This window comes from Micromonospora sp. NPDC005161 (genome assembly GCF_053599855.1).
Window position 1 is genome coordinate 126279 of record NZ_JBSFYQ010000012.1, and the last position, 19813, is coordinate 146091.

General features: G+C 72.6%; 13 protein-coding genes. 9 read left to right on the forward strand and 4 right to left on the reverse strand.

Going from position 1 to position 19813, the window contains the following annotated elements:
- Positions 1-21 precede the first annotated feature (21 nt).
- The 3 genes from ACWD5O_RS14520 to fxsT are packed head-to-tail and all read left to right on the forward strand — an operon-like array spanning position 22 to position 5812.
- The gene (locus tag ACWD5O_RS14520) at positions 22-681 is read left to right on the forward strand and encodes a TIR-like protein FxsC (protein WP_450085563.1); all 660 of its coding nucleotides are present in this window, start codon (positions 22-24) and stop codon (positions 679-681) included.
- Positions 678-1946 carry a TIR-like protein FxsC gene (locus ACWD5O_RS14525; RefSeq protein ID WP_450085564.1) on the forward strand — a complete coding sequence of 423 codons (1269 nt, stop codon included), beginning with the start codon at positions 678-680 and terminating at the stop codon, positions 1944-1946. Before ACWD5O_RS14520 ends, ACWD5O_RS14525 begins: the two co-directional genes overlap by 4 nt.
- Positions 1943-5812, forward strand: coding sequence for an FxSxx-COOH system tetratricopeptide repeat protein (gene fxsT, locus ACWD5O_RS14530; protein ID WP_450085565.1), 3870 nt, complete (start codon positions 1943-1945; stop codon positions 5810-5812). Before ACWD5O_RS14525 ends, fxsT begins: the two co-directional genes overlap by 4 nt.
- Before the next feature lie 116 nt (positions 5813-5928).
- On the opposite strand, the gene ACWD5O_RS14535 is transcribed toward fxsT, so the two are convergent.
- Entirely contained in the window at positions 5929-6837 is a 909-nt protein-coding gene (locus ACWD5O_RS14535) for an alpha/beta fold hydrolase (RefSeq protein WP_354963169.1), read from the reverse strand.
- A gap of 219 nt (positions 6838-7056) precedes the next feature.
- On the opposite strand from ACWD5O_RS14535, the gene miaB reads away from it, so the two are divergent.
- Positions 7057-8550: a tRNA (N6-isopentenyl adenosine(37)-C2)-methylthiotransferase MiaB gene (gene miaB / locus ACWD5O_RS14540; RefSeq protein ID WP_450085566.1), complete on the forward strand. Its 1494-nt coding sequence runs from the start codon at positions 7057-7059 to the stop codon at positions 8548-8550.
- 96 nt (positions 8551-8646) lie between these two features.
- Here the strand turns inward: miaB and ACWD5O_RS14545 are convergent, their stop codons facing one another.
- Both ACWD5O_RS14545 and ACWD5O_RS14550 read right to left on the reverse strand, forming a co-directional pair.
- Positions 8647-10230 (reverse strand): cellulase family glycosylhydrolase, encoded by a 1584-nt coding sequence (locus tag ACWD5O_RS14545; protein WP_450085567.1) that lies wholly within the window; start codon positions 10228-10230, stop codon positions 8647-8649.
- Positions 10231-10656: 426 nt separating this feature from the next.
- Positions 10657-11865 carry a DUF349 domain-containing protein gene (locus ACWD5O_RS14550; RefSeq protein WP_354963166.1) on the reverse strand — a complete coding sequence of 403 codons (1209 nt, stop codon included), beginning with the start codon at positions 11863-11865 and terminating at the stop codon, positions 10657-10659.
- 201 nt (positions 11866-12066) lie between these two features.
- Between ACWD5O_RS14550 and ACWD5O_RS14555 the strand changes: the two genes are divergently transcribed.
- The 3 genes from ACWD5O_RS14555 to dapF are packed head-to-tail and all read left to right on the forward strand — an operon-like array spanning position 12067 to position 14571.
- Positions 12067-12783, forward strand: coding sequence for a class III extradiol dioxygenase subunit B-like domain-containing protein (locus tag ACWD5O_RS14555; RefSeq protein WP_450085568.1), 717 nt, complete (start codon positions 12067-12069; stop codon positions 12781-12783).
- Entirely contained in the window at positions 12780-13712 is a 933-nt protein-coding gene (miaA, locus tag ACWD5O_RS14560; RefSeq protein ID WP_450085569.1) for a tRNA (adenosine(37)-N6)-dimethylallyltransferase MiaA, read from the forward strand. Before ACWD5O_RS14555 ends, miaA begins: the two co-directional genes overlap by 4 nt.
- Before the next feature lie 7 nt (positions 13713-13719).
- Positions 13720-14571: a diaminopimelate epimerase gene (gene dapF / locus ACWD5O_RS14565; protein WP_450085570.1), complete on the forward strand. Its 852-nt coding sequence runs from the start codon at positions 13720-13722 to the stop codon at positions 14569-14571.
- A gap of 289 nt (positions 14572-14860) precedes the next feature.
- Here the strand turns inward: dapF and ACWD5O_RS14570 are convergent, their stop codons facing one another.
- Positions 14861-16327, reverse strand: a complete 1467-nt coding sequence (locus ACWD5O_RS14570) for an NAD-dependent malic enzyme (RefSeq protein ID WP_354963162.1) — start codon at positions 16325-16327, stop codon at positions 14861-14863.
- A gap of 184 nt (positions 16328-16511) precedes the next feature.
- Here ACWD5O_RS14570 and hflX point away from each other — a divergent pair, with 184 nt between their 5' ends.
- Together hflX and ACWD5O_RS14580 are read left to right on the forward strand one after the other, a co-directional pair.
- Complete coding sequence (gene hflX / locus ACWD5O_RS14575; protein WP_450085571.1) at positions 16512-17966, forward strand: GTPase HflX; 1455 nt, start codon at positions 16512-16514, stop codon at positions 17964-17966.
- A 50-nt stretch (positions 17967-18016) separates the two neighbouring features.
- Complete coding sequence (locus ACWD5O_RS14580) at positions 18017-19723, forward strand: hypothetical protein (RefSeq protein WP_450085572.1); 1707 nt, start codon at positions 18017-18019, stop codon at positions 19721-19723.
- The last annotated feature ends 90 nt before the right edge of the window (positions 19724-19813 follow it).

Below are 19813 nucleotides of genomic sequence, written 5' to 3' on the forward strand. Positions count from 1 at the left end.
GGGGAGGGCGGAGGGACTGCGGTGAGCACAGTGGACCCACGCTCTGGCGCGCGCGCCCCGCTGTTTTTTCTTAGCTATTCCCTGCCGCCGATCCACTGGGTCACCGGCAACCCCGCCGAGAACATCTCCCGCTTCTACAAGGACCTGTCGGTCCACGTCAGCGAGCTGGTCGGCCCGGTGACCGGAGTGGATCCCGGCTTCCTGGACAGCTCCATCGCCGGCGGGGAACGCTGGAGCCCCGAGCTGCTCCAGGCCGCCGGCACCTGCCAGGTCTTCGTTCCGCTGGTGTCCAGCGCGCTGCTCGGCAGCGACTGGTGTGGCCGGGAGTGGGACGCCTTCGCCCGCCGGCGGATCGTCCCGCGACCCGGTGCCTCCTCGGCGCACGAGACGGCGATCGTGCCGGTCACCTGGTCGCCGACGAACGGCACGCCACTGCCCCGGGTGCTCCGCGACATCCAACGGTTCTCCCCGACCGCGATGCCGGACCCGGACATCGCGGTGCACTACCAGCGGGATGGGGTCTACGGATTGCTGACCATGCAGTGGGAGAACGCCTACCGGGCGGTGGTCTGGCGGCTCGCCCAGCGGATCGTGGCCATCCACCGGTCGTACCTGGTGGAGCCCTGGGTGCCGGCGAGCGTGGACGAGCTGTGCAACCGGTTCGCCGAGGAGCCCGGATGAGCCCGCCGGCGGGCCGACGCAAGGCGGCGGATCTGGGGACGTACTTCTTCCTCAGCTATGCCCACTCCGCTCCGCCGCAGGGCGCCCAGGCCGACACCGACGTGTGGGTCGGCAAGTTCTTCGCCGACCTGACCGACGAGGTGACCCGCCAGGCGAAGCCGGTGGCCGGGATGCGGATCGGGTTCTTCGACCAGCACATCCCGTTGGGAGCCGACTGGAAGGCGGCCCTCGCGGAGGCGCTCGGTGCCGCGGAGGTGTTCGTCCCGCTCTACTCGCCCGGCTATTTCAGCCGCCCGTGGGCGCTGGGGGAACAGGAGTCCTTCCGGGCCCGGCTGGCCGCCGCCGGGCCGGCCCGGGCCGCCGCCGGCCACCTCACCCCGGTGCTGTGGATCCCCTTCCCACCGTGGGAGACCCATCCCGAGCTGGACGGCGCTCTCGACCTGGGCCGGGACGTCCCGGAGTACGCCGAGAACGGCCTGCGCGCGCTCTGCATGCTGGCCTCCTACCGGACACAGTACGAACTCCTGCTGAGCCGGTTGGCCGGCCGGATCGTGCACACCGCCGAGCGGCGGCCGCTCGGCCCGTCCCGGGCACCCGGCCTGGACGAGGTCACCCGCCCGGCACCGGCCGACCCGGACTTCGTCGTCGCCGTCCTCGCACCCACCCGGGACCGCCTGCCGGTCGACCGTGATCCCGCCGGCTACGCGGCCAGCGGCCGGCTCTGGCGGCCGTACGGCAGCCGTCAGGAACTACCCGCCGCCGAATACGCGGCCAGCACGGCTGAGCGGCTCGGGCTGTCGGCGCGTACCGCGGACTTCGCGCAGGCCGCCGGGCTGCTCGATCGCAGACCGGCCGTGCTGCTGGTCGACCCGTGGATCGTGACGGCACCGGATGCGCTCGGCACCGTCGAAGGCCTGCTGCACGGCCTGCGGGAGTGGGTCGTCCCGCTGGTGGTCACCGACGACGACGATGCGCAGGACACCGCCCGATGGGCCACCGAGGTGACCGAGCTGCTGCACGACGCCGGCCTGCCCCAGGTGAAGCGGGCGTGCACCATGCGGGAGTTCGTCGACCTGATGCCGGCGCTGGTGACCGAGGCCCGCCGCCAGTTCCTCAAGCACGCCCCGGTCGTCGCCTTCCCCCCGCCGGAGCCGGTGCCCAGCCTGCGCGACGTGCCGCCCAACCCCGGCCCGGCGACTCTGCCCGACCCTGCGTCCCCGCCCGATGATCCGGCGACACCGCGTCCCCACGGAGAGACCCCATGAGCAACGATCGCGAAGGCCAGGTCGTCACCTTCTACTCGTTCAAGGGTGGAACGGGCCGGACGATGGCGCTGGCCAACGTGGCCTGGATCCTGGCGGCCAGCGGACGGCGGGTCCTGGTCGCGGACTGGGACCTCGAGTCACCCGGCCTGCACCGCTTCTTTCACCCGTTCCTCGACGCCGAGGCGATCCAGGGCACCAGCGGCGTCATCGACCTCATCCGCGACTACGAGTGGGAGACCACCCGGGCCGACGACCGCCCCGAGCGGTGGATGGAGCAGTACGCCCGGGTCGGCCGCCACGCGTTCTCGCTGCGCTGGAACTTTCCCGACGGCGGCGGCCTCGACTTCCTCTCCGCCGGCCGGCAGAACAGCGACTACGCGGTCTCGGTCAGCGGGCTGGACTGGGACAACTTCTACAACCGGCTGGGCGGGGCGCAGTTCTTCGAGGCGCTGCGGGCGGACATGAAGCGGCAGTACGACTTCACCCTGATCGACAGCCGGACGGGGCTGAGCGACGTCGCCGACATCTGCACCCTGCACCTGCCGGACACCCTGGTCGACTGCTTCACCCTCAGCGACCAGGGCATCGACGGTGCGGCCCGGGTCGCGCACTCGGTGCGGGACCGGTACCGGCGGCGGGACATCCGGGTCCTGCCGGTGCCGATGCGGGTGGACCAGGCCGAGAAGGAGCGCGCCGAGGCCGGCCGCCTGCTGGCCATGCGCCGGTTCGCGGGGCTGCCAACCGGCATGACGGAGGCGGAGCGGCGCCGGTACTGGGCGGCGGTGGAGGTCCCGTACCGGCCGTTCTACGCGTACGAGGAGACGCTGGCGACGTTCGGCGACCCGCCCGGCTCGCCGACGTCGTTGCTGGCCGCGTTCGAGACGTTGACCGGGATCCTCACCGACGGCGCGGTGACCGCGCTGCCGGTGATGGACGAGTCGGTGCGGGAACGGGGCAAGGCCCGCTTCCGCCGGCGTACCGAGGCGATCGACGACCAGATCGTGCTCCGCTGCGCCCCGGAGGACGCTATCTGGGCCGAGTGGCTGGAGCGGGTGCTCAGCGCGGCCGGGATGCGGGTGGTGGACGCCGCGTCCGCCGTCGGGTCCGCCGGCACGCCCGCCCCGCGCACGCTGACGGTGGTCTCGCCGGCCTACGTGGCGACGCCGTCCGGTGGCCTGCCGGCGCGCGACACCAGCACCGGCTCGACGGCCCTCGCCGTGTACGTCGCCGATCTGCGCCCGCTGGCGGAGTTCCCGGCCCAGAGCTCGACCAACCTGGTCAACGTGAGCGCCGCGACGGCTGTGGAGCGGGTGTTGCGGCTGGTCGGCCGGCCGGTGCCCGCAGCAGCGGACGGCCCGGCGGGCGGCGGCGCCCGCTATCCCGGCGCCGAGCCGTTGATCTTCAACGCGCCCAACCGGAACGCCCGGTTCACCGGCCGTGAGGACGACCTGGCGCAACTGCGCAGGCAGTTGCAGAGCGGGGGCAGCGCGGTGGTGCTGCCGGTCGCTCTGCAGGGCATGGGCGGCGTCGGCAAGACCCAGGTCGCCCTGGAGTACGTGCACCGGTTCAAGGCCGCCTACGACGTGGTCTGGTGGATCGTCGCGGACCCGCCGCAGTTCGTCGACACCGCGCTGGCCGACCTCGCCGGTCGGCTCGGCATCGCCGCCGGGCCCACCCTGCCCGACACCGTCCGGTCGGTGCTCCAGGTGTTGGGCCGGGGCGAGCCGTACGAGCGGTGGCTCGTCGTGCTCGACAACGCGGAGGAACTCGACCAGATCGAGCCGTTCCTGCCACAGGGGCCCGGGCACGTCCTGCTGACCTCCCGCAACCGCGCCTGGGGCGATCGGGCGAACCCCATCCAGGTCGACGTCTTCGACCGGACGGAGAGCGTCGCCCACCTCGCTCAGCGGGTGCCCACGATCAGCGCCGAGGAGGCCGATCGGGTGGCTGAGGCGCTCGGCGACCTGCCGATCGCCGTGGCCGCCGCCGGCGCGTGGCTCGCCGACACCGGCACGTCGGTCGCGGACTACCTGCGGCAGATCGAGCGGCACGGGCCCAGCGCGCTCTCCGTGGAGGCCACCTGGGACCTGTCGTTGAACCGGCTGCACGATCAGGCGCCCGCCGCGTACCGGCTGTTGCAGCTCTGCTCGGTGCTGGCTCCGGAGATCGCCCTCGACCTGATCTACAGCGACGAGATGGCGGCGGCCCTCGTGCCGTTCGACCCGTCGGTGTCGGAGCGGCTCGTGCGCGGCGCACTGATCCAGCAGATCAACCGGTTGGCGCTGCTCAAACTGGATGTCCAGGGCGGTCGGGTCCAGGTGCACCGGCTTCTGCAGGCGGTGGTTCGGGACCGGATGACCGACGACGAGATCGTCACCGCCCGGCACCAGGCGCACCTGGTGCTCGCCGCGTCCCGACCCCGCGGCGACGTCGACGACCCGACCACCTGGCCCCGGCTGCGCATGCTCTGGCCACACCTGGAGGTCTCCGAGGCGGTGACCTGCCCCGACGAGTCGGTGTGTCAGCTGCTGATCGACCGGGTCCGCTACCTGTGGCAGCGCGGCGGCCTGGAGCAGGCTGACGGGTTCAGCCGGCTGGTGGACGACACCTGGTCTGCCCGGCTGGCGGGTCTGGACGACGAGGGCGAGGCCACGGCGCTGGGTCGACAGCTGCTGCACCTGCGGTTCAACCGGGCGAACATCCTGCGCAGCCTGGGTCGGTTCGACGAATCCCGCGACCTGGACGAGGCGGTGCTGGCCGAGCAGCGCCGGCTGCTGGGCAATCTGCACCCGCACAGTCTGATGACCGCCGGCAGCCTCGCGGGTGACCTGCGGGCGCTCGGCCGGTACGCCGAGGCGCTGGAACGGGACCGGTCCACCTACGCCTCCTGGCTCCAGGTGTTCGGCGAGGATCATCCCCGGACGCTGAGCGCGGCCAACAACCTCGCCGTCTCGTACCGGCTGGTCGGCGACTACCGGTCGGCCCGCCGATGGGACGACGAGGTGCACCAGCGGCGGCGGCTGGTGCTCGGCCCCACCAACCCCTACACGCTGATCTCTGCTGTCCGCCTCGGCAGCGACCTGCGCGAGGCCGGCGAGTACGAGCGGTCGGCCACCCTGCTGCGCACCGTCCACGACGCGTACTGCGAGGTGCTCGGGCCCGACGACGGCCTCTCCCTCGGCGCCCAGGTCAACCTGGCGGTGTCCCTGCGCAGTGCCGGGCGGGCCGGCGAGGCCGCGCCGATGTTCGAGTCGGCCTACCGGAAGCTCGAAGAGCGCTTCGGCCCGGATAATCCGGACACGGTGGCGTGCCGGTCGAGCCGGGCTGCGAACCTGCTGTCCGTCGGCGACGCGGTCCGGGCGCTGACCGAGATGATCGCGGTCAGCCAGGCGTACGAGGAGGAGCTGCGCCTGGGCCCCACCCATCCGCACACCCTGGCGACGTTGAGCAACATCTCCGCCGCCGAACGTGCGGTCGGCCGTCGGTCGGCGGCCCTCGCGTCGGCCACGCGTGCGGTCGGCGAGCTGCGCAAGGTGCTCGGCCCCGAACACCCGCACACCCTGGCGGCCGAGGTGAACCAGGCGGTGTGCTCCGCCGAGGAGGGAGAGTGGGTGCCGGCGCGGGACCGGCTGCGGGAGACCGCCGACCGGCTGTCCGGGGTGATCGGCGCGGATCACCCCGACACGCTGCGCTGCCTCGGTGATCTCGCCCTGGTGTCGAGGCACGCCGGCGACGGCGCTCCCGCCGAGGCCGTTACCGCAGTGGCCGACCGGTTGGCCGAGGTGCTCGGCCAGGAGCATCCGACCGTGCAGACCCTGCGTGAGCGGCGGTTCGTCGTCCGGGTGATCGACCCGCACCCGTTCTGACCGACGGCGGGAGGCGGCTCGGCGGGCGGTCCAGCCGTCCGGGCCGCCGTGGCCGTGGTGCGGCTCGGCGGGCGGTCCAGCCGTCCGGGCCGCCGTGGCCGTGGTGCGGCTCGGGCTTACAGCTGCGGGCTGGCCGCGAGTTCCGGCGTGGCCAACCAGGCCAGGGTCTGCGGCAGGATCTCCACCGCGCCGAAGTGCGCGGCGCCGGCCTGCACCTGGACCTCGGCGTGCGGGATCCGCGCGGCGAGCCACCGGGAGTGCTCCACCGGGGAGAACCGGTCCTGCTCGCCGTGCCACAACCGGACCGGCGCGCGGATGGCGCCGAGGTCGAACCCCCAGCCCCGTCGTATCGCCAGCACGTCGTCGATCCAGCCCTCGGGGCCGTGCCGCAGCGCTTCGGCGTACATGTCGGTCAGCAGCCGGCGGATCGCGATGTCGTCGACCACCCGGATGTCCGCCTCGGGCAGCTGGGGGCGGAGGAATTCCAGCAGCGTCATCGGATCCCGCCGGGCCTGTTCCGCGCGGACCTGCAAACTGAGCGTGAGCTCGGCCAGGTCCTCGTCGGCCTGCCCGTAGTCCTCGACGTTGTTCTCCGACATGCCGGCGTACCAGTCCAGGTCGGGTGCGCCGGCCGGGGCGAGCCCCACCAGCACGGCGGCCCGGGTGACCCGGTCCGGCAGCAGCGCGGCGCAGGCCAGGGCGTGCGGCCCGCCGCCGGAGCGGCCCACCACGGCGAACCGCTCGATGCCGAGGTCATCGGCGATGGCCGCCACGTCGGCCGCCGCGTCGGCCACCCGTCGACCCTCGTGCCGGCAGGAGTCGCCGTAACCGGGCCGGTCGTAGCAGACGAGTTGCACGCCGAGGCGATAGAGGACGATGCCGCGAGGGCGGGGACCGCTGCGACTGCCCGGCGTACCGTGCAGCAGGAAGACCGCGGGCCCGTCCGGCGAACCGGAGGTCTCCACCGCGAGGTGCCGGCCGTCCGGAGTGGCGACGGAGCGCTGTGCCGCATGTTGTCGCGTCACGGTTGCCTCCCGCGGGTCGTCATGTGCTCCCCCGAGTGCGGAGCCGCGCATCGGCGGCGCCGAGTGCAAAGCCCCCGAAATCGCCCAGAACACATTCTTGTTGTGCAGCGTACTGCCCGTCGTGGGCCCCCGCCATGGGTCACCGGGTCAATGCCGGTCGGCTGGGCCCGCCGGCGGGGCCGCTACCCTGGTAGCCCGAGGGGAAGGGGCACCAAGAGGGTGGCTAGGACCTACAACGTCGTGACGTACGGCTGCCAGATGAACGTGCACGATTCCGAGCGCATCTCCGGCCTGCTCGAACAGGCCGGCTACGTACGCGCGGCGCCGGCCGACGACACCCCCGACATCGTCGTCTTCAACACCTGTGCGGTGCGGGAGAACGCCGACAACCGGCTCTACGGCAACCTCGGTCGTCTGCGCCCGGTGAAGGACAAGCACCCCGGGATGCAGATCGCGGTCGGCGGCTGCCTGGCCCAGAAGGACCGTGGCGAGATCGTCCGCAAGGCGCCCTGGGTGGACGTGGTCTTCGGCACGCACAACATCGGTGCGCTGCCGGTGCTGCTGGAGCGGGCCCGGCACAACGCCGCCGCCGAGGTGGAGATCCTGGAGTCGCTGGACGTCTTCCCGTCCACGCTGCCGACCCGGCGCGAATCCACGTACGCCGGCTGGGTCTCGATCTCGGTGGGCTGCAACAACACCTGCACGTTCTGCATCGTGCCCGCCCTGCGGGGCAAGGAGAAGGACCGCCGCCCCGGCGACATCCTCTCCGAGGTGCGCGCCCTGGTCGACGAGGGCGTACTGGAGGTGACCCTGCTCGGGCAGAACGTCAACTCCTACGGTGTCGAGTTCGGCGACCGGTACGCGTTCGGCAAGCTGCTGCGCGCCTGCGGCGACATCGACGGGCTGGAGCGGGTCCGGTTCACCAGCCCGCACCCGAAGGACTTCACCGACGACGTGATCGCCGCGATGGCCGAGACGCCTAACGTCTGCCACTCGCTGCACATGCCGTTGCAGTCCGGCTCCGACGACGTACTCCGGGCGATGCGCCGGTCCTACCGGTCCGACCGCTACCTGGGGATCATCGAGAAGGTCCGGGCGGCGATGCCGGACGCGGCGATCACCACCGACATCATCGTGGGCTTCCCCGGCGAGACCGAGGCCGACTTCCAGCGGACGCTGGACGTGGTTCGCGAGGCCCGGTTCTCCTCGGCCTTCACCTTCCAGTACTCGAAGCGCCCCGGCACCCCGGCGGCGACGATGGACGATCAGCTGCCGAAGCAGGTCGTGCAGGAGCGCTACGAGCGGCTGGTCGCCACCGTGGAGGAGATCACCTGGGCGGAGAACAAGCGCCTGGTGGGGGAGACCGTCGAGGTGCTGGTCGCGGTCGGCGAGGGTCGCAAGGACGAGCGGACCGGCCGGATGTCCGGCCGAGCCCGCGACGGTCGGCTGGTGCACTTCGCGACCACGGCGTCCGATGGTGTGTCGCTGGCCGATCAGATCCGGCCCGGGGACATCGTGCACACCGCGGTGACGTACGCCGCCCCGCATCACCTCAACGCCGACGGCGCGCCGCTGGCGCACCGGCGGACCCGGGCCGGCGACGCCGCCGAGGCGGGCCGCTCCCCGCGTACCCCCGGGGTGTTGCTCGGCCTGCCCACGATCGGCGCCCCGGCGGTCGCGGCGGCGCCCACCAGCGGCTGCGCCGCCCACTGAGTGAAAGGAAGGGCCCCTTGTTATCGCCCGGCGATAACAAGGGGCCCTTCCTTTCACTGTGGGCCGCTCAGATCGCGATCCGGCAGTCCCGGCAGCTCAGCAGCCGGTGCCGTTGAGCTTCACCGTGCCCGGGGCGCTGGCGGTGCCGTTGGCGGTGAAGCCCACGGTGACCGACCCGCCCGTCGCCAGGGACGGAGCGTGGCTCGGGGCCGCGGCGGTGACCGTCGTACCGGACTGCGTGACGGTGGCGTTCCAGCCACTCCCCAGCGTCACCCCGGACGGCCAGCTCCAGGTCACCGACCACGGGTTCACCGCGGCTGACCCGGTGTTCCGCACGGTCAACTCGCCCTGGAAGCCGCCCTGCCAGGCATTGACCTGCCGGTAGGTGGCCGAGCAGGCGCCGGTCGGCGGGTTGCTCGGCCCGCCGGTGGGCGGCGTCGGGCCGGTGCCGCCGGACGGCGCGATCAGGTACGGCTGGAGGATCGCCTGCTTCGTGGTGTTGATGCTGGTCCAGTCGTCCAGCGCGATGCCGCCGGTGTCGCCGGAGTTGGGGTTCCACGACCAGTAGGTGAAGGACATCCCGGTGACCCCGGTGCCGGTGTAGGCCATCAGCTTCTCCAGCCACACCCGGTCCTTCGGGTCGGCCAGCGTGCTGCCGAACTCGCCCATCATGATCGGCGCGATGTTCTGCTTGTGGAGGTAACCCCAGTACCGGTCCCAGATGGCTGTCATGTTCGCCGGATAGTCCGGCGCGTCGAACCAGCTCTGCCGGTAGACCGACGTGGCGTACTCGTGCGGTGAGTAGACGAGTCGATTGGCCACGTCCAGCCGTACCGGGAACTGGCCGGCCTTGGACAGGTTGCCACCCCACCAGCCGCAGTCCTCGTCGTTGCTCGGGTCGTTGTCCCAGACGTTGGAGAGGCCGCCACTCGGGCAGCTCACCCCCTCTACGAAGATCAACCAGTTGGGCTGGACGCCGAGGATCGCGTTGCCGGCCCGCTCGGCGGCGAGCCGCCAGTCCCGGGCCGGGTCGCCACAGCCCCAGCAGGCGCCGGTGGCCGCCGGGTTGGTGCCCTCGGCGTGCGGCTCGTTGTGCAGGTCCGCGCCGATCACCGTGGGGTTGCCCGCGTACCGCTGGGCGAGCATCTTCCAGTCGTTGATCCAGGTCGCCTCGGAGACGGTCGAGGTGTACCAGAGCGGCGACTGCCCCGCCGACGTCGGCCGGTGCCGGTCCAGGATGACCCGCATCCCCTTGCTCCCGGCGTACTCGATCACCTTGTCCAGGATCTGCAACGGGGAGAGCCCGACCAGGTCCGGGTTGACGAAGTCGTTGATCCCGCTGGCGGTCGCGCCCGGCTTCAGCGCGTCGTTCGAGTACGGCACGCGCAGCGTGTTGTAGCCGAGCCGGGCCATCGTGTCGAGCTGCCCCCGCCACGGGTTGCTCGACCAGAGCCCGTGGAAGGTCTTGTTGTCGGTCTCCATGCCGAACCAGTTGATGCCGGTCAGCCGGACCGTGGTGCCGGTGCTGTCCACGATCTGGTTGCCGCTGGTGTGCAGGTACCCGGTGCCGGTTCCAGCTGCGGCGGCCGGGCTGGTGCTGACGGCGGCGGCGATGAACACGCCGGCCGCGGCGGCGACGAGCGCGGTCAGCGCGCCGCCAAGTGCGGTGGGACGGAACATGCGAGCTCCACTTCGGAGGCCCGGCGCCCGCCGTGGGCGGCGCGGGCGGGCGGCCGTCCGCACGCCACGGTCCCTTTGGGGGTACGCGGAAGGTGCGCGACGGCCGAGGTCACGCGGACGGGGACACTCGCGGAGGCTCACCGACGACCCCCGACGGCGGTGTCCCGCCGTCGTCGCCCTCGTCGCCGGTGGCCCAACCTGGCTCCGGCGCCCATTCTCATCAGCTCAGCTCGATGCGTCAACAAGGCCCCGGCTGCCCGCCCCCACCCCGCATGATCGTGCTCGATCCTGGAGGTAGTGGTCTCACCCTGGGGTGGATGCCACTACAACCAGGATCCAGTGCGACCTTGGGGCGGCGTGCGGGGTGCGGATACGCCGGAGCCCCGGTCCCGTGCGGGACCGGGGCCTCGGAAGGCTCAGCTCAGGTCAGCCGGCCTGCTCGGCGAGCTGGAGGAACTGCCGCTTGGCGGCGAGGGCCTGCTCGGCCTCCTTGATCCGGCGAGCGTCCCCGGCGCTCTGCGCCCGGGCCAGCCGGTCCTCGGCCTCCGCCACCTGCGACCGCATCTGGGCGAGCAGCGGGTTGTCCTCCTTGGTGGTCCGGCGCCAAGCCGAATCCATCACCTCGCGGACCTTGTCGTCGATGACGCGCAGCCGGCGCTCCAGCCCGGCGGCGGCCTCCCGGGGCACCCGGCCGGCCTCGTGCCACTGGGCCTGGATGTCCCGCAGCTTGGCCTGGGCGCCCTTCGGGTCGGCGTCGATGTCCAGTGCCTCGGCCTCGGCCAGCAGAGCCTGCTTGCGCTCCAGGTTGGCGCGCTGCTCGTTGTCGCGGGCGGAGAAGACCTCGCTGCGCCGGCTGAAGAAGGCGTCCTGCGCGGCCCGGAACCGTTCCCAGAGCTTCTGCTCGGCCTCCTTGGAGGCGCGCGGCGCGGCCTTCCACTGGGTCATCAGCTCCTTGAGCTGGTTGGCGGTGGCCGCCCAGTCGGTGGAGTCCTTGAGCGTCTCCGCCTCGGCGACCAGCTCCTCCTTGGCGGTCTGCGCCTGCTTGCGCTGCGCGTCCAGGGAGGCGAAGTGGGCGCCCCGGCGCCGGGTGAAGCCGTCCCGGGCGGCGGCGAACCGCTTCCACAGCTCACCATCGGCCTTCTTGTCGACTCCGCGGATGGTCTTCCACTCGTCGAGGATCTCCTTGAGCCGGTCGCCGGCGGTCTTCCAGCCGGTTGACTCGGCGGCGAGCTTCTCGGCCTCCTCGACCAGCGCGGTCTTGCGGGCCAGGGCCTCGCCGCGAGCGGCGTCCCGGGCGGCACGCGCCTCGCCGGCCTTCTCCTCGGCGAGGGTGGCCAACTTGTCCAGCCGCGCGGCCAGCGCGTCGATGTCGCCGACCACGTGGGCCTCGGGCAGCGAGGCGCGGATCCGCCGAATCGTGCTCAGCGAGTGACCGGCGTCCGCCGCCCCCGAGTTGAGCCGCGCTTCGGTCAGGTCCACCTCGGTCACCAGATCGGCGAAGCGCCGTGCGAAGTGCGCGAGGCCCTCCTCCGGTGCTCCCGCCTGCCAGGATCCGACCACCCGCTCTCCCTCGGTGGTCTTGACGTACACGGTGCCGTCCGCGTCCACCCGTCCGAAGGCAGTCCAGTCGCTCATGTGCCCATCCTCGTTCTCCCGGCGTCGAGGGAACCGTCCCCCGTCGCCGCCACGGCGCAGCCAAGTTGCTTCCGGCATTGTCACAGGTCCGACCCGGTCCGCGTCGAGCGCCTATCGCCGACCGTGACCATACGGTGTCCTAGGGCCCGATTGACCGGATCAGCGCGGAGACGCACCGGGGATTCCCGCTACGGTAAACGGGTGCCACTGGTCGCCGCCGCCGTCTGCCCGCATCCGCCCCTGCTCGTGCCTGAGGTGGCGGGCGCCGCCGCGCCCGAGTTGGACGATTTGCGGGCGGCCTGCGACACCGCCGTACGCGGGCTGTTGGCCGCCGACCCGTCCACCGTGGTGCTGCTCGGCGCTGGCCCGGTGACCGGCCCGGTCCCGCCTCCGGCCACCGGCTCCCTGCAGCCCTGGGGCGTCGACCTGGACGTGCCGCTCACCCCCGGCCAGCCGGACCGGGGCGCGGTGCTGCCGCTGAGCCTGACCCTCGGTGCGTGGCTGCTGGCCCGGCACGGCGTGCGGCTGCCGGTGACCGCCGTGCAGGTGGCCGCCGACGCCGCCCCCGCCGAGCTGGCCGCGCTCGCCGACGAGGTCGGCGCCGTGGGTGCCCGGGTGGCGCTGCTGGTGCTCGGGGACGGGTCGGCCTGTCGGGGGGAGAAGTCCCCGGGGTACGACGACCCGCGCGCCAACGCGTACGACCAGCGGGTGGCGACCGCCCTGGCCGAGGCGGACGTGGATGTCCTGCTCGATCTCGACCCGGTTGTGTCCGCGGAGCTGAAGGCCGCCGGCCGGGCGCCCTGGCAGGTGCTCGCCGGCGTGGCCCGGTCGACCGGCGGCGGGTGGCGCGGCGAGCTGCTGCACGACTCGGCCCCGTACGGCGTCGCCTACTTCGTGGCGTCCTGGGTGCCGGCGTGAGTGGCGACGGGGGCCGTCCGGTCGGCACCGTCGTCGCGGTGGTCGGCCCGACCGCGGCGGGCAAATCGGCGTTGAGCATCGCGTTGGCGCACGCCCTGGACGGGGAGGTGGTCAACGCCGACTCGATGCAGCTCTACCATGGCATGGACATCGGCACCGCCAAGCTGACCCCCGCCGAGCGGGACGGGGTGCCGCACCACCTGCTGGACATCTGGGAGGTCACCGAGCCGGCCAGCGTCGCGGAATACCAGCGTCTGGCCCGCGCGGCGGTGGACGACATCCTGTCCCGGGGGCGGGTGCCGCTGCTGGTCGGCGGCTCAGGGCTGTACGTGCGGGCGGTCCTGGAGCGCTTCGACTTCCCCGGCACCGACCCGGAGCTGCGCGAGCGGCTGGAACGGGAGCTGGCCGAGGTCGGCCCGGCACCGCTGCACGCGCGGCTGCGCGCGGCCGACCCGGCCGCCGCCGAGGGCATCCTGCCCGGCAACGGCCGGCGGATCGTCCGGGCCCTGGAGGTGATCGAGCTCACCGGTGCCCCGTTCACGGCGTCGTTGCCGGCGCCGGCGCCGTACTACCCGTCGCTGCAGCTCGGAGTCGACCTGGACACCGGGCTGCTGGACGAGCGGATCGCGCTGCGGGTCGACCGGATGTGGGCCGACGGCCTGCTGGCCGAGACCCGCGAGCTGGTCGGGCGGGGGTTGCCCGAGGGGCGGACGGCCAGCCGGGCGCTCGGCTACCAGCAGGTGCTGCGGTTCTTCGCCGGTGAGTTGACCGAGACGCAGGCGCACGACGAGACGGTCCGGGCCACCCGGCGGTTCGTCCGCCGGCAGCGGTCCTGGTTCCGGCGCGACCCGCGGGTCCACTGGCTGGATTCGGCCGCGCCGGACGTGATCGAGGCCGCCCTGCGCCTGGTGCCCGCTCCTGCGCGATGATGGGGGCGTGGAGTTCACCAAGGGCCATGGCACCGGCAACGACTTCGTCGTTCTCCCCGACCCGGACGGTCAGCTCGATCTGACCCCGGAGCTGGTCTCGGCGCTCTGCGACCGGCGGCGGGGCATCGGCGCGGACGGGGTGCTGCGAGTGGTCCGCGCGGCCAAGCATCCGGAGGGTGCCGGGCAGGCCGGTGAGGCCGAGTGGTTCATGGACTACTGGAACTCCGACGGCTCGTTGGCCGAGATGTGCGGCAACGGCGCCCGGGTCTTCGTCCGCTACCTGGTCGACACCGGGCTGGCCACGCCGGCCGGTGTGGCGCTGCCGGTGGCCACGAGGGCCGGCGTCGTGCGCGCGCGGGTCGAGGGAGACGTCATCGCCGTCGAGATGCGCCGCCCCCGGCTGCACGCCGACTCGACCGCCACGCTCGGCGGGCTGACCCTGCCCGGCACCGCCGTGGACGTCGGCAACCCCCACCTGGTCTGCGTCCTGCCGGCCGGTCTGGAGCTGTCCGCGCTGAATCTCGCCACCGCGCCCGGATTCGACCCGGCGCTCTTCCCGAGCGGGGTGAACGTGGAGTTCATCGTGCCGGGCGAGCCGGTCGACGGCACCGACGAGCACACCCTGATGCGGGTGTACGAGCGCGGCAGCGCGGAGACCCTCTCCTGCGGCACGGGCGCCTGCGCGGTGGCCGCGGTGGCCCTGCGCGACGCGGCCCGGGACACCGGCAGCGTCGCCGTCGACGTTCCCGGCGGCCGGGTCACGGTGACCGTCACCGAGGACTCCTGCTGGCTGTCCGGCCCCGCCCTCCTGGTGGCCACCGGCGAGGTCGACCTCGCCGCGCTGCCCGCCTCGGCCTGACATCCGGCGGCGCTGGCCCGTCCGGTCCTCTGCCGCCCGTGTGCCGCGTCTGCTGGTCGCCCGTGTGCCGTGTCTGCTACTCGCTCGTGTGCCGCGCTCGACCGCGGTCGGTCACCGCGAGGCCTTTGCTCTGCTTCACCCCACGCAACGGTTGATGTCCGATAATCGGACACCGACCGTTGCGGTGGTTGAAGCAGAGCAAAGCGGGGGAGACGACCACCAACCGGTCGTCTCCCCCGCTCACGTCGATACCGGCGTGTGCCGGGCCGGCTCCGCGTCGATCAGTCCGTCAGGGGGTGGCGCTGGCGTTGGCGGCGATCTCGGGGAGGTCGGCGGGGCCCGGGTCGGCGGCCGGCAGCGGGCTGGGGTTGTGGGCGGCGGCGCGGACCGCGGCGGCGACCGCCGGGGCGACCCGGGAGTCGAAGACGCTGGGCACGATCACCGTCGGGTTGATCTTGTCTTCGCCGACCACGTCGGCGATGGCCTGGGCGGCGGCGAGCGCCATCTCCTCGGTGAACTCCTCGGCGTGCGCGTCCAGCATGCCGCGGAACACCCCGGGGAAGGCGAGCACGTTGTTGATCTGGTTCGGCTGGTCCGAGCGGCCGGTGGCCACCACGGCGGCGTGCTTGCGTGCCTCCCGCGGGTCGACCTCCGGGTCCGGGTTGGCCAGCGCGAAGACGATCGAGTCCTTGGCCATCTGGGCGATGTCGTCGCCGGTGAGCAGGTTCGGCGCGCTGACCCCGATGAAGACGTCCGCGCCCCGGATCGCACCCGGCAGGTCGCCGGAGTAGTTCTCCTTGTTGGTGTTGTCCGCCAGCCACTGCCACGCCGAGTTGAGCCCGGTCAGCCCACGGTGCAGGGCGCCCTCCCGGTCGTACGCGATGATGTCGCCGACGCCCTGGCGCAGCAGCAGCTTCATGATCGCCGTGCCGGCCGCGCCGGCGCCGGAGACCACCACCCGCACGTCCGCGAGCTGCTTGCCCACGACCCGCAGCGCGTTGGTCAGCGCGGCCAGCACGCAGATCGCGGTGCCGTGCTGATCGTCGTGGAAGACCGGGATGTCCAGCAGCTCACGCAGTCGGGCCTCGATCTCGAAGCAGCGCGGCGCGGCGATGTCCTCCAGGTTGATCCCGCCGTACGCCGGCGCGATCGCCTTGACGATGGCCACGATCTCGTCGGTGTCCTGGGTGTCCAGGACCACCGGCCAGGCGTCCACCCCGCCGAAGCGCTTGAACAGCGCCGCCTTGCCCTCCATCACCGGCAGCGACGCGGCCGGGCCCAGGTTGCCCAGGCCGAGCACCGCAGAGCCGTCGCTGACCACCGCGACGGTGTTGCGCTTGATGGTCAGCCGGCGGGCGTCCGCCGGGTTCTCGGCGATCGCCATGCAGACCCGGGCCACCCCGGGGGTGTACGCCCGGGACAGCTCGTCGCGGTTGCGCAGCGCGACCTTCGAGGTCACCTCGATCTTGCCGCCGAGGTGCAGCAGGAACGTCCGGTCCGACACCTTGCGCACGTCCACGCCGTCCAGCGCGGTCAGCGCGTCCACCACCTGGTCGGCATGGCCGGCGTCGGCGGTGTCGCAGGTCAGGTCGACGATCACGTGGGTCGGGTCGGAGTCCACCACGTCCAGCGCCGTGACGATCGCCCCCGCCTCGCCGACCGAGGTGGTGAGCCGGCCGATCGAGGAGGCGTCCGCGGTCACGGCGATCCGGATGGTGATCGAGAATCCGGCGCTCGGCAGTCGGGTGATGGCCACGGGGTCCCTCCGTCACAGCTGTGCGGCCGCTCGGCCGCCGCCCAGCATTTCTACCGGGTTGTCGAGGTCGACCGGCATTCGCCCCCGCTTTTGGCGACCTTCAGCACGGGCATATAGCAGGTGCGCTCGGCGTTGCGACATGTCAGGATTACGTTCTACTTATCAAAACGGACAGGAGAACCGCTTGCGAGACCAGGAGAGCTTTGTCCCCGTCGAGGACGAGCTCGACGACGTCACCACCGGCGAGATGGAGCTGTCGGAGCGGCAGTCGCTACGACGCGTACCGGGCCTCTCCACCGAGCTCACCGACGTCACCGAGGTGGAATACCGGCAGCTGCGGCTGGAACGGGTCGTCCTGGTGGGGGTCTGGACCGAGGGCACGGTGACCGATGCGGAGAACTCGCTGACCGAGCTGGCCGCGCTCGCCGAGACCGCCGGCTCGCAGGTGCTCGAGGGGCTGATCCAGCGCCGTACGCGACCCGACCCGGCCACCTACATCGGCCGCGGCAAGGTCGACGACCTCAGCGCTGTGGTGCTCTCCACGGGCGCCGACACGGTGATCTGTGACGGTGAGCTGTCCCCGTCCCAGCTGCGCAACCTGGAGCAGCGCACTAAGGTCAAGGTGGTCGACCGGACGGCGCTGATCCTCGACATCTTCGCCCAGCACGCCAAGAGCAAGGAGGGTAAGGCCCAGGTCGAGCTGGCCCAGCTGGAATACCTCCTGCCGCGGCTGCGCGGTTGGGGCGAGACGCTCTCGCGGCAGACCGGTGGTAGCGGTCGCGGCGGCGGCGCCGGCGGCGGCGTGGGTGTGCGTGGCCCCGGTGAGACCAAGCTGGAGACCGACCGGCGGCGCATCCGGCACCGCATCTCCCGGCTGCGCCGCGAGATCAAGAGCATGAAGACGGTACGCGTGACCAAGCGCGCACGGCGTACCCGTAACGCCGTCCCCGCGGTGGCCATCGCCGGCTACACCAACGCCGGCAAGTCCAGCCTGCTCAACCGGCTGACCGGCGCGGGTGTGCTGGTGGAGAACGCGCTCTTCGCGACGTTGGACCCGACCACCCGTAAGGCCACCGCCGCCGACGGGCGCCTCTACACCCTCTCGGACACGGTCGGCTTCGTCCGGCACCTGCCGCACCAGATCGTCGAGGCGTTCCGCTCGACGCTGGAGGAGGTCGCCGAGGCGGATCTGGTGGTGCACGTCGTCGACGGTGCCCACCCGGACCCGGAGGAGCAGGTACGGGCGGTCCACGAGGTGCTCGCCGAGGTGGGCGCCGACCGGCTCCCCGAGCTGCTGGTGGTCAACAAGACCGACACGGCCGACGAGGACACGCTGCTGCGGCTCAAGCGGCTCTGGCCGGACGCGATCTTCGTGTCCGCGCACACCGGGCGGGGCGTCGACGGGCTGCGCGAGGCGATCGAGGAGCGGCTTCCCCGACCGGCCGTGGAGGTCCGGGCCGTCCTGCCGTACGACCGGGGTGACCTGGTGGCACGGGTGCACCGTACTGGCGATGTGCTCAGCACGTCGCACCTGCCGGAAGGCACCCTGCTGCACGTGCGGGTCGGCGAGGCGCTCGCCGCCGAGTTGGCGCCGTTCGACGTCGAGCGACAGGGGCAGACGGCCGGCAGCCGGCGCTGAGCGGCCCCGGCGTCATCCCCCGGAAACGCGCGGCATGCGACACTGACCGAATGCGCCGCGTTGTTTCCTCGGTCACGGTTGCCCTCGGCCTGTTCTGGGCAACCGTGGCGCTCGCCGGAGTGGCTGTCGCCGCTCCCGCCCCCGCATCTCTCGAAGCGCCCGCCGTCACTCCCGGTAAGAAGCGGTGCACGATCGCCGACGAGCGGCTGCGCGAGCTGTCCGGGCTGGTGGTGACCAAGAGCGGCTACATCGTCATCAACGACGGCACCGAGGTCTCGGCACGCAAGCGGGTCTTCTTCCTGGACAGCAAGTGCAAAATCTCGAAGGACCCGGTCCGCTACTCGGGGGATGGCCCGTTCGACACCGAGGACCTCGCTCTCTCACCGAACGGCGCGACCCTCTGGATCGCGGACACCGGCGACAACGTCTTCGCCAAGGAGCGCCGTAAGCGGGTCGCGCTCTGGTCGATGCCGGTCACCGGCGGCAAGGAGCCGGTGCTGCACCGTCTCTCCTACCCCGAGGGCAAGCCCCACGACGCCGAGGCGCTGCTCATCGGCAACGATGGCAAACCGCTGATCATCACCAAGGTGACCAGCGGGAAGGCCGAGATCTACACCCCCACGGCGGCGCTGAGGAACGGCGACACCGACCCGGTGCCGATGCGCAAGGTCGGCGACATCGCGCTGCCCAGGACAGAGACCGAGAACCCGCTCAACACGTTCGGCCGGGTCGCGATCACCGGCGCGGCGCGGTCGCCGGACGGCACCCGGGTGGTCCTGCGCACCTACGCGGACGCCTTCGAGTTCGACGTGACCGGCGGCGACATCGTCGGCGCGCTCACCACTGGCAAGCCCCGGGTGACGCCGCTCACGGACCCGTTCGGTGAGGCCATCAGCTACACCACGGACGGCAAGACCTTCCTCACCGTCTCCGACGGCCAGCAGTTCACCGAGGAGGAGACGGTCGACATCCTCAGCTACACGCCGTCCACCTCGACGGCGCAACCGCTGGCGGCGGATGCCGGTGAGTCCAAGTCGGCCGCCTCCAAGTCCTGGATCGACGGGATGAGCTTCGACGACATCACGTACCTGGTCGGCGCGGTCGGGCTGATCGGCCTGCTGCTGGTTGGTGCGGGCATCGTCGGCATCCTCCGGGCCCGCCGCCGCCCGCCGACCGCCGATGGCTCCGGCCGGTCGGATCCGGACGGCGAGCCTCTGGGCCCGCCCGGCGCCCGTGCCGACGACGGCTTCCCGGCCGGTGACCGTGCGGGTGGCGTCTACGGTGGTGGCGCGCCGGCCGGTGGGGCGGTCTACGGCGCCGGCGGCGGGACGTACGGCGGCGGCGCGGGTCGTGGTGGTCCCGCCCCGGCGGGCGGCGGGGTGTACGGCGGTGGCCGTCCCGCGGCCGCCGACGGTGGCTACGGCCCTGCCCCGGCGGGCGGCGCGCCCGGCGTCTACGGCGGGGGTCGTCCCCCGGCGGGCGGCGGTGGTCGGCCGGCGGGTGGCGGCGGTCGTCCTCCGGGCGGTGGCCGTCCCGGCGGAGGCGCGTACGGCGGCGGTGGCCAGCCCGGTGGCGGTGGCCAGCCCGGTGGTGGTGGCCAGCCCGGCGGCGGTCGGGCGGAGCCGCCACGGCGTGGTGGGCCGGAGCCGGACTACCGGGGCCAGCGGCCCGGTCGTCGGCGTGAAGAGGACGCGCCCGTGGACCCGTACGGGCAGTATCCCGGGGGCGGTCGCGGCCACCGGGGCGACCGCTACTGACGCGTCCCGGCCACGTGCCCTGACGCACCCTGAACGACTGCACCGCCCTGGGTGGCGCGGGTGAGTGCCGTGGGCACTCACCCGCGGACC

What these genes read in the sequence shown, in the direction of transcription:
- ACWD5O_RS14525 (WP_450085564.1), top strand. Translation starts at nt 678, where the DNA reads ATGAGCCCGCCGGCGGGCCGACGCAAGGCGGCGGATCTGGGGACGTAC.
- fxsT (WP_450085565.1), top strand. Translation starts at nt 1,943, where the DNA reads ATGAGCAACGATCGCGAAGGCCAGGTCGTCACCTTCTACTCGTTCAAG.
- ACWD5O_RS14545 (WP_450085567.1), bottom strand. Translation starts at nt 10,230, where the DNA reads ATGTTCCGTCCCACCGCACTTGGCGGCGCGCTGACCGCGCTCGTCGCC.
- ACWD5O_RS14550 (WP_354963166.1), bottom strand. Translation starts at nt 11,865, where the DNA reads ATGAGCGACTGGACTGCCTTCGGACGGGTGGACGCGGACGGCACCGTG.
- ACWD5O_RS14580 (WP_450085572.1), top strand. Translation starts at nt 18,017, where the DNA reads ATGCGCCGCGTTGTTTCCTCGGTCACGGTTGCCCTCGGCCTGTTCTGG.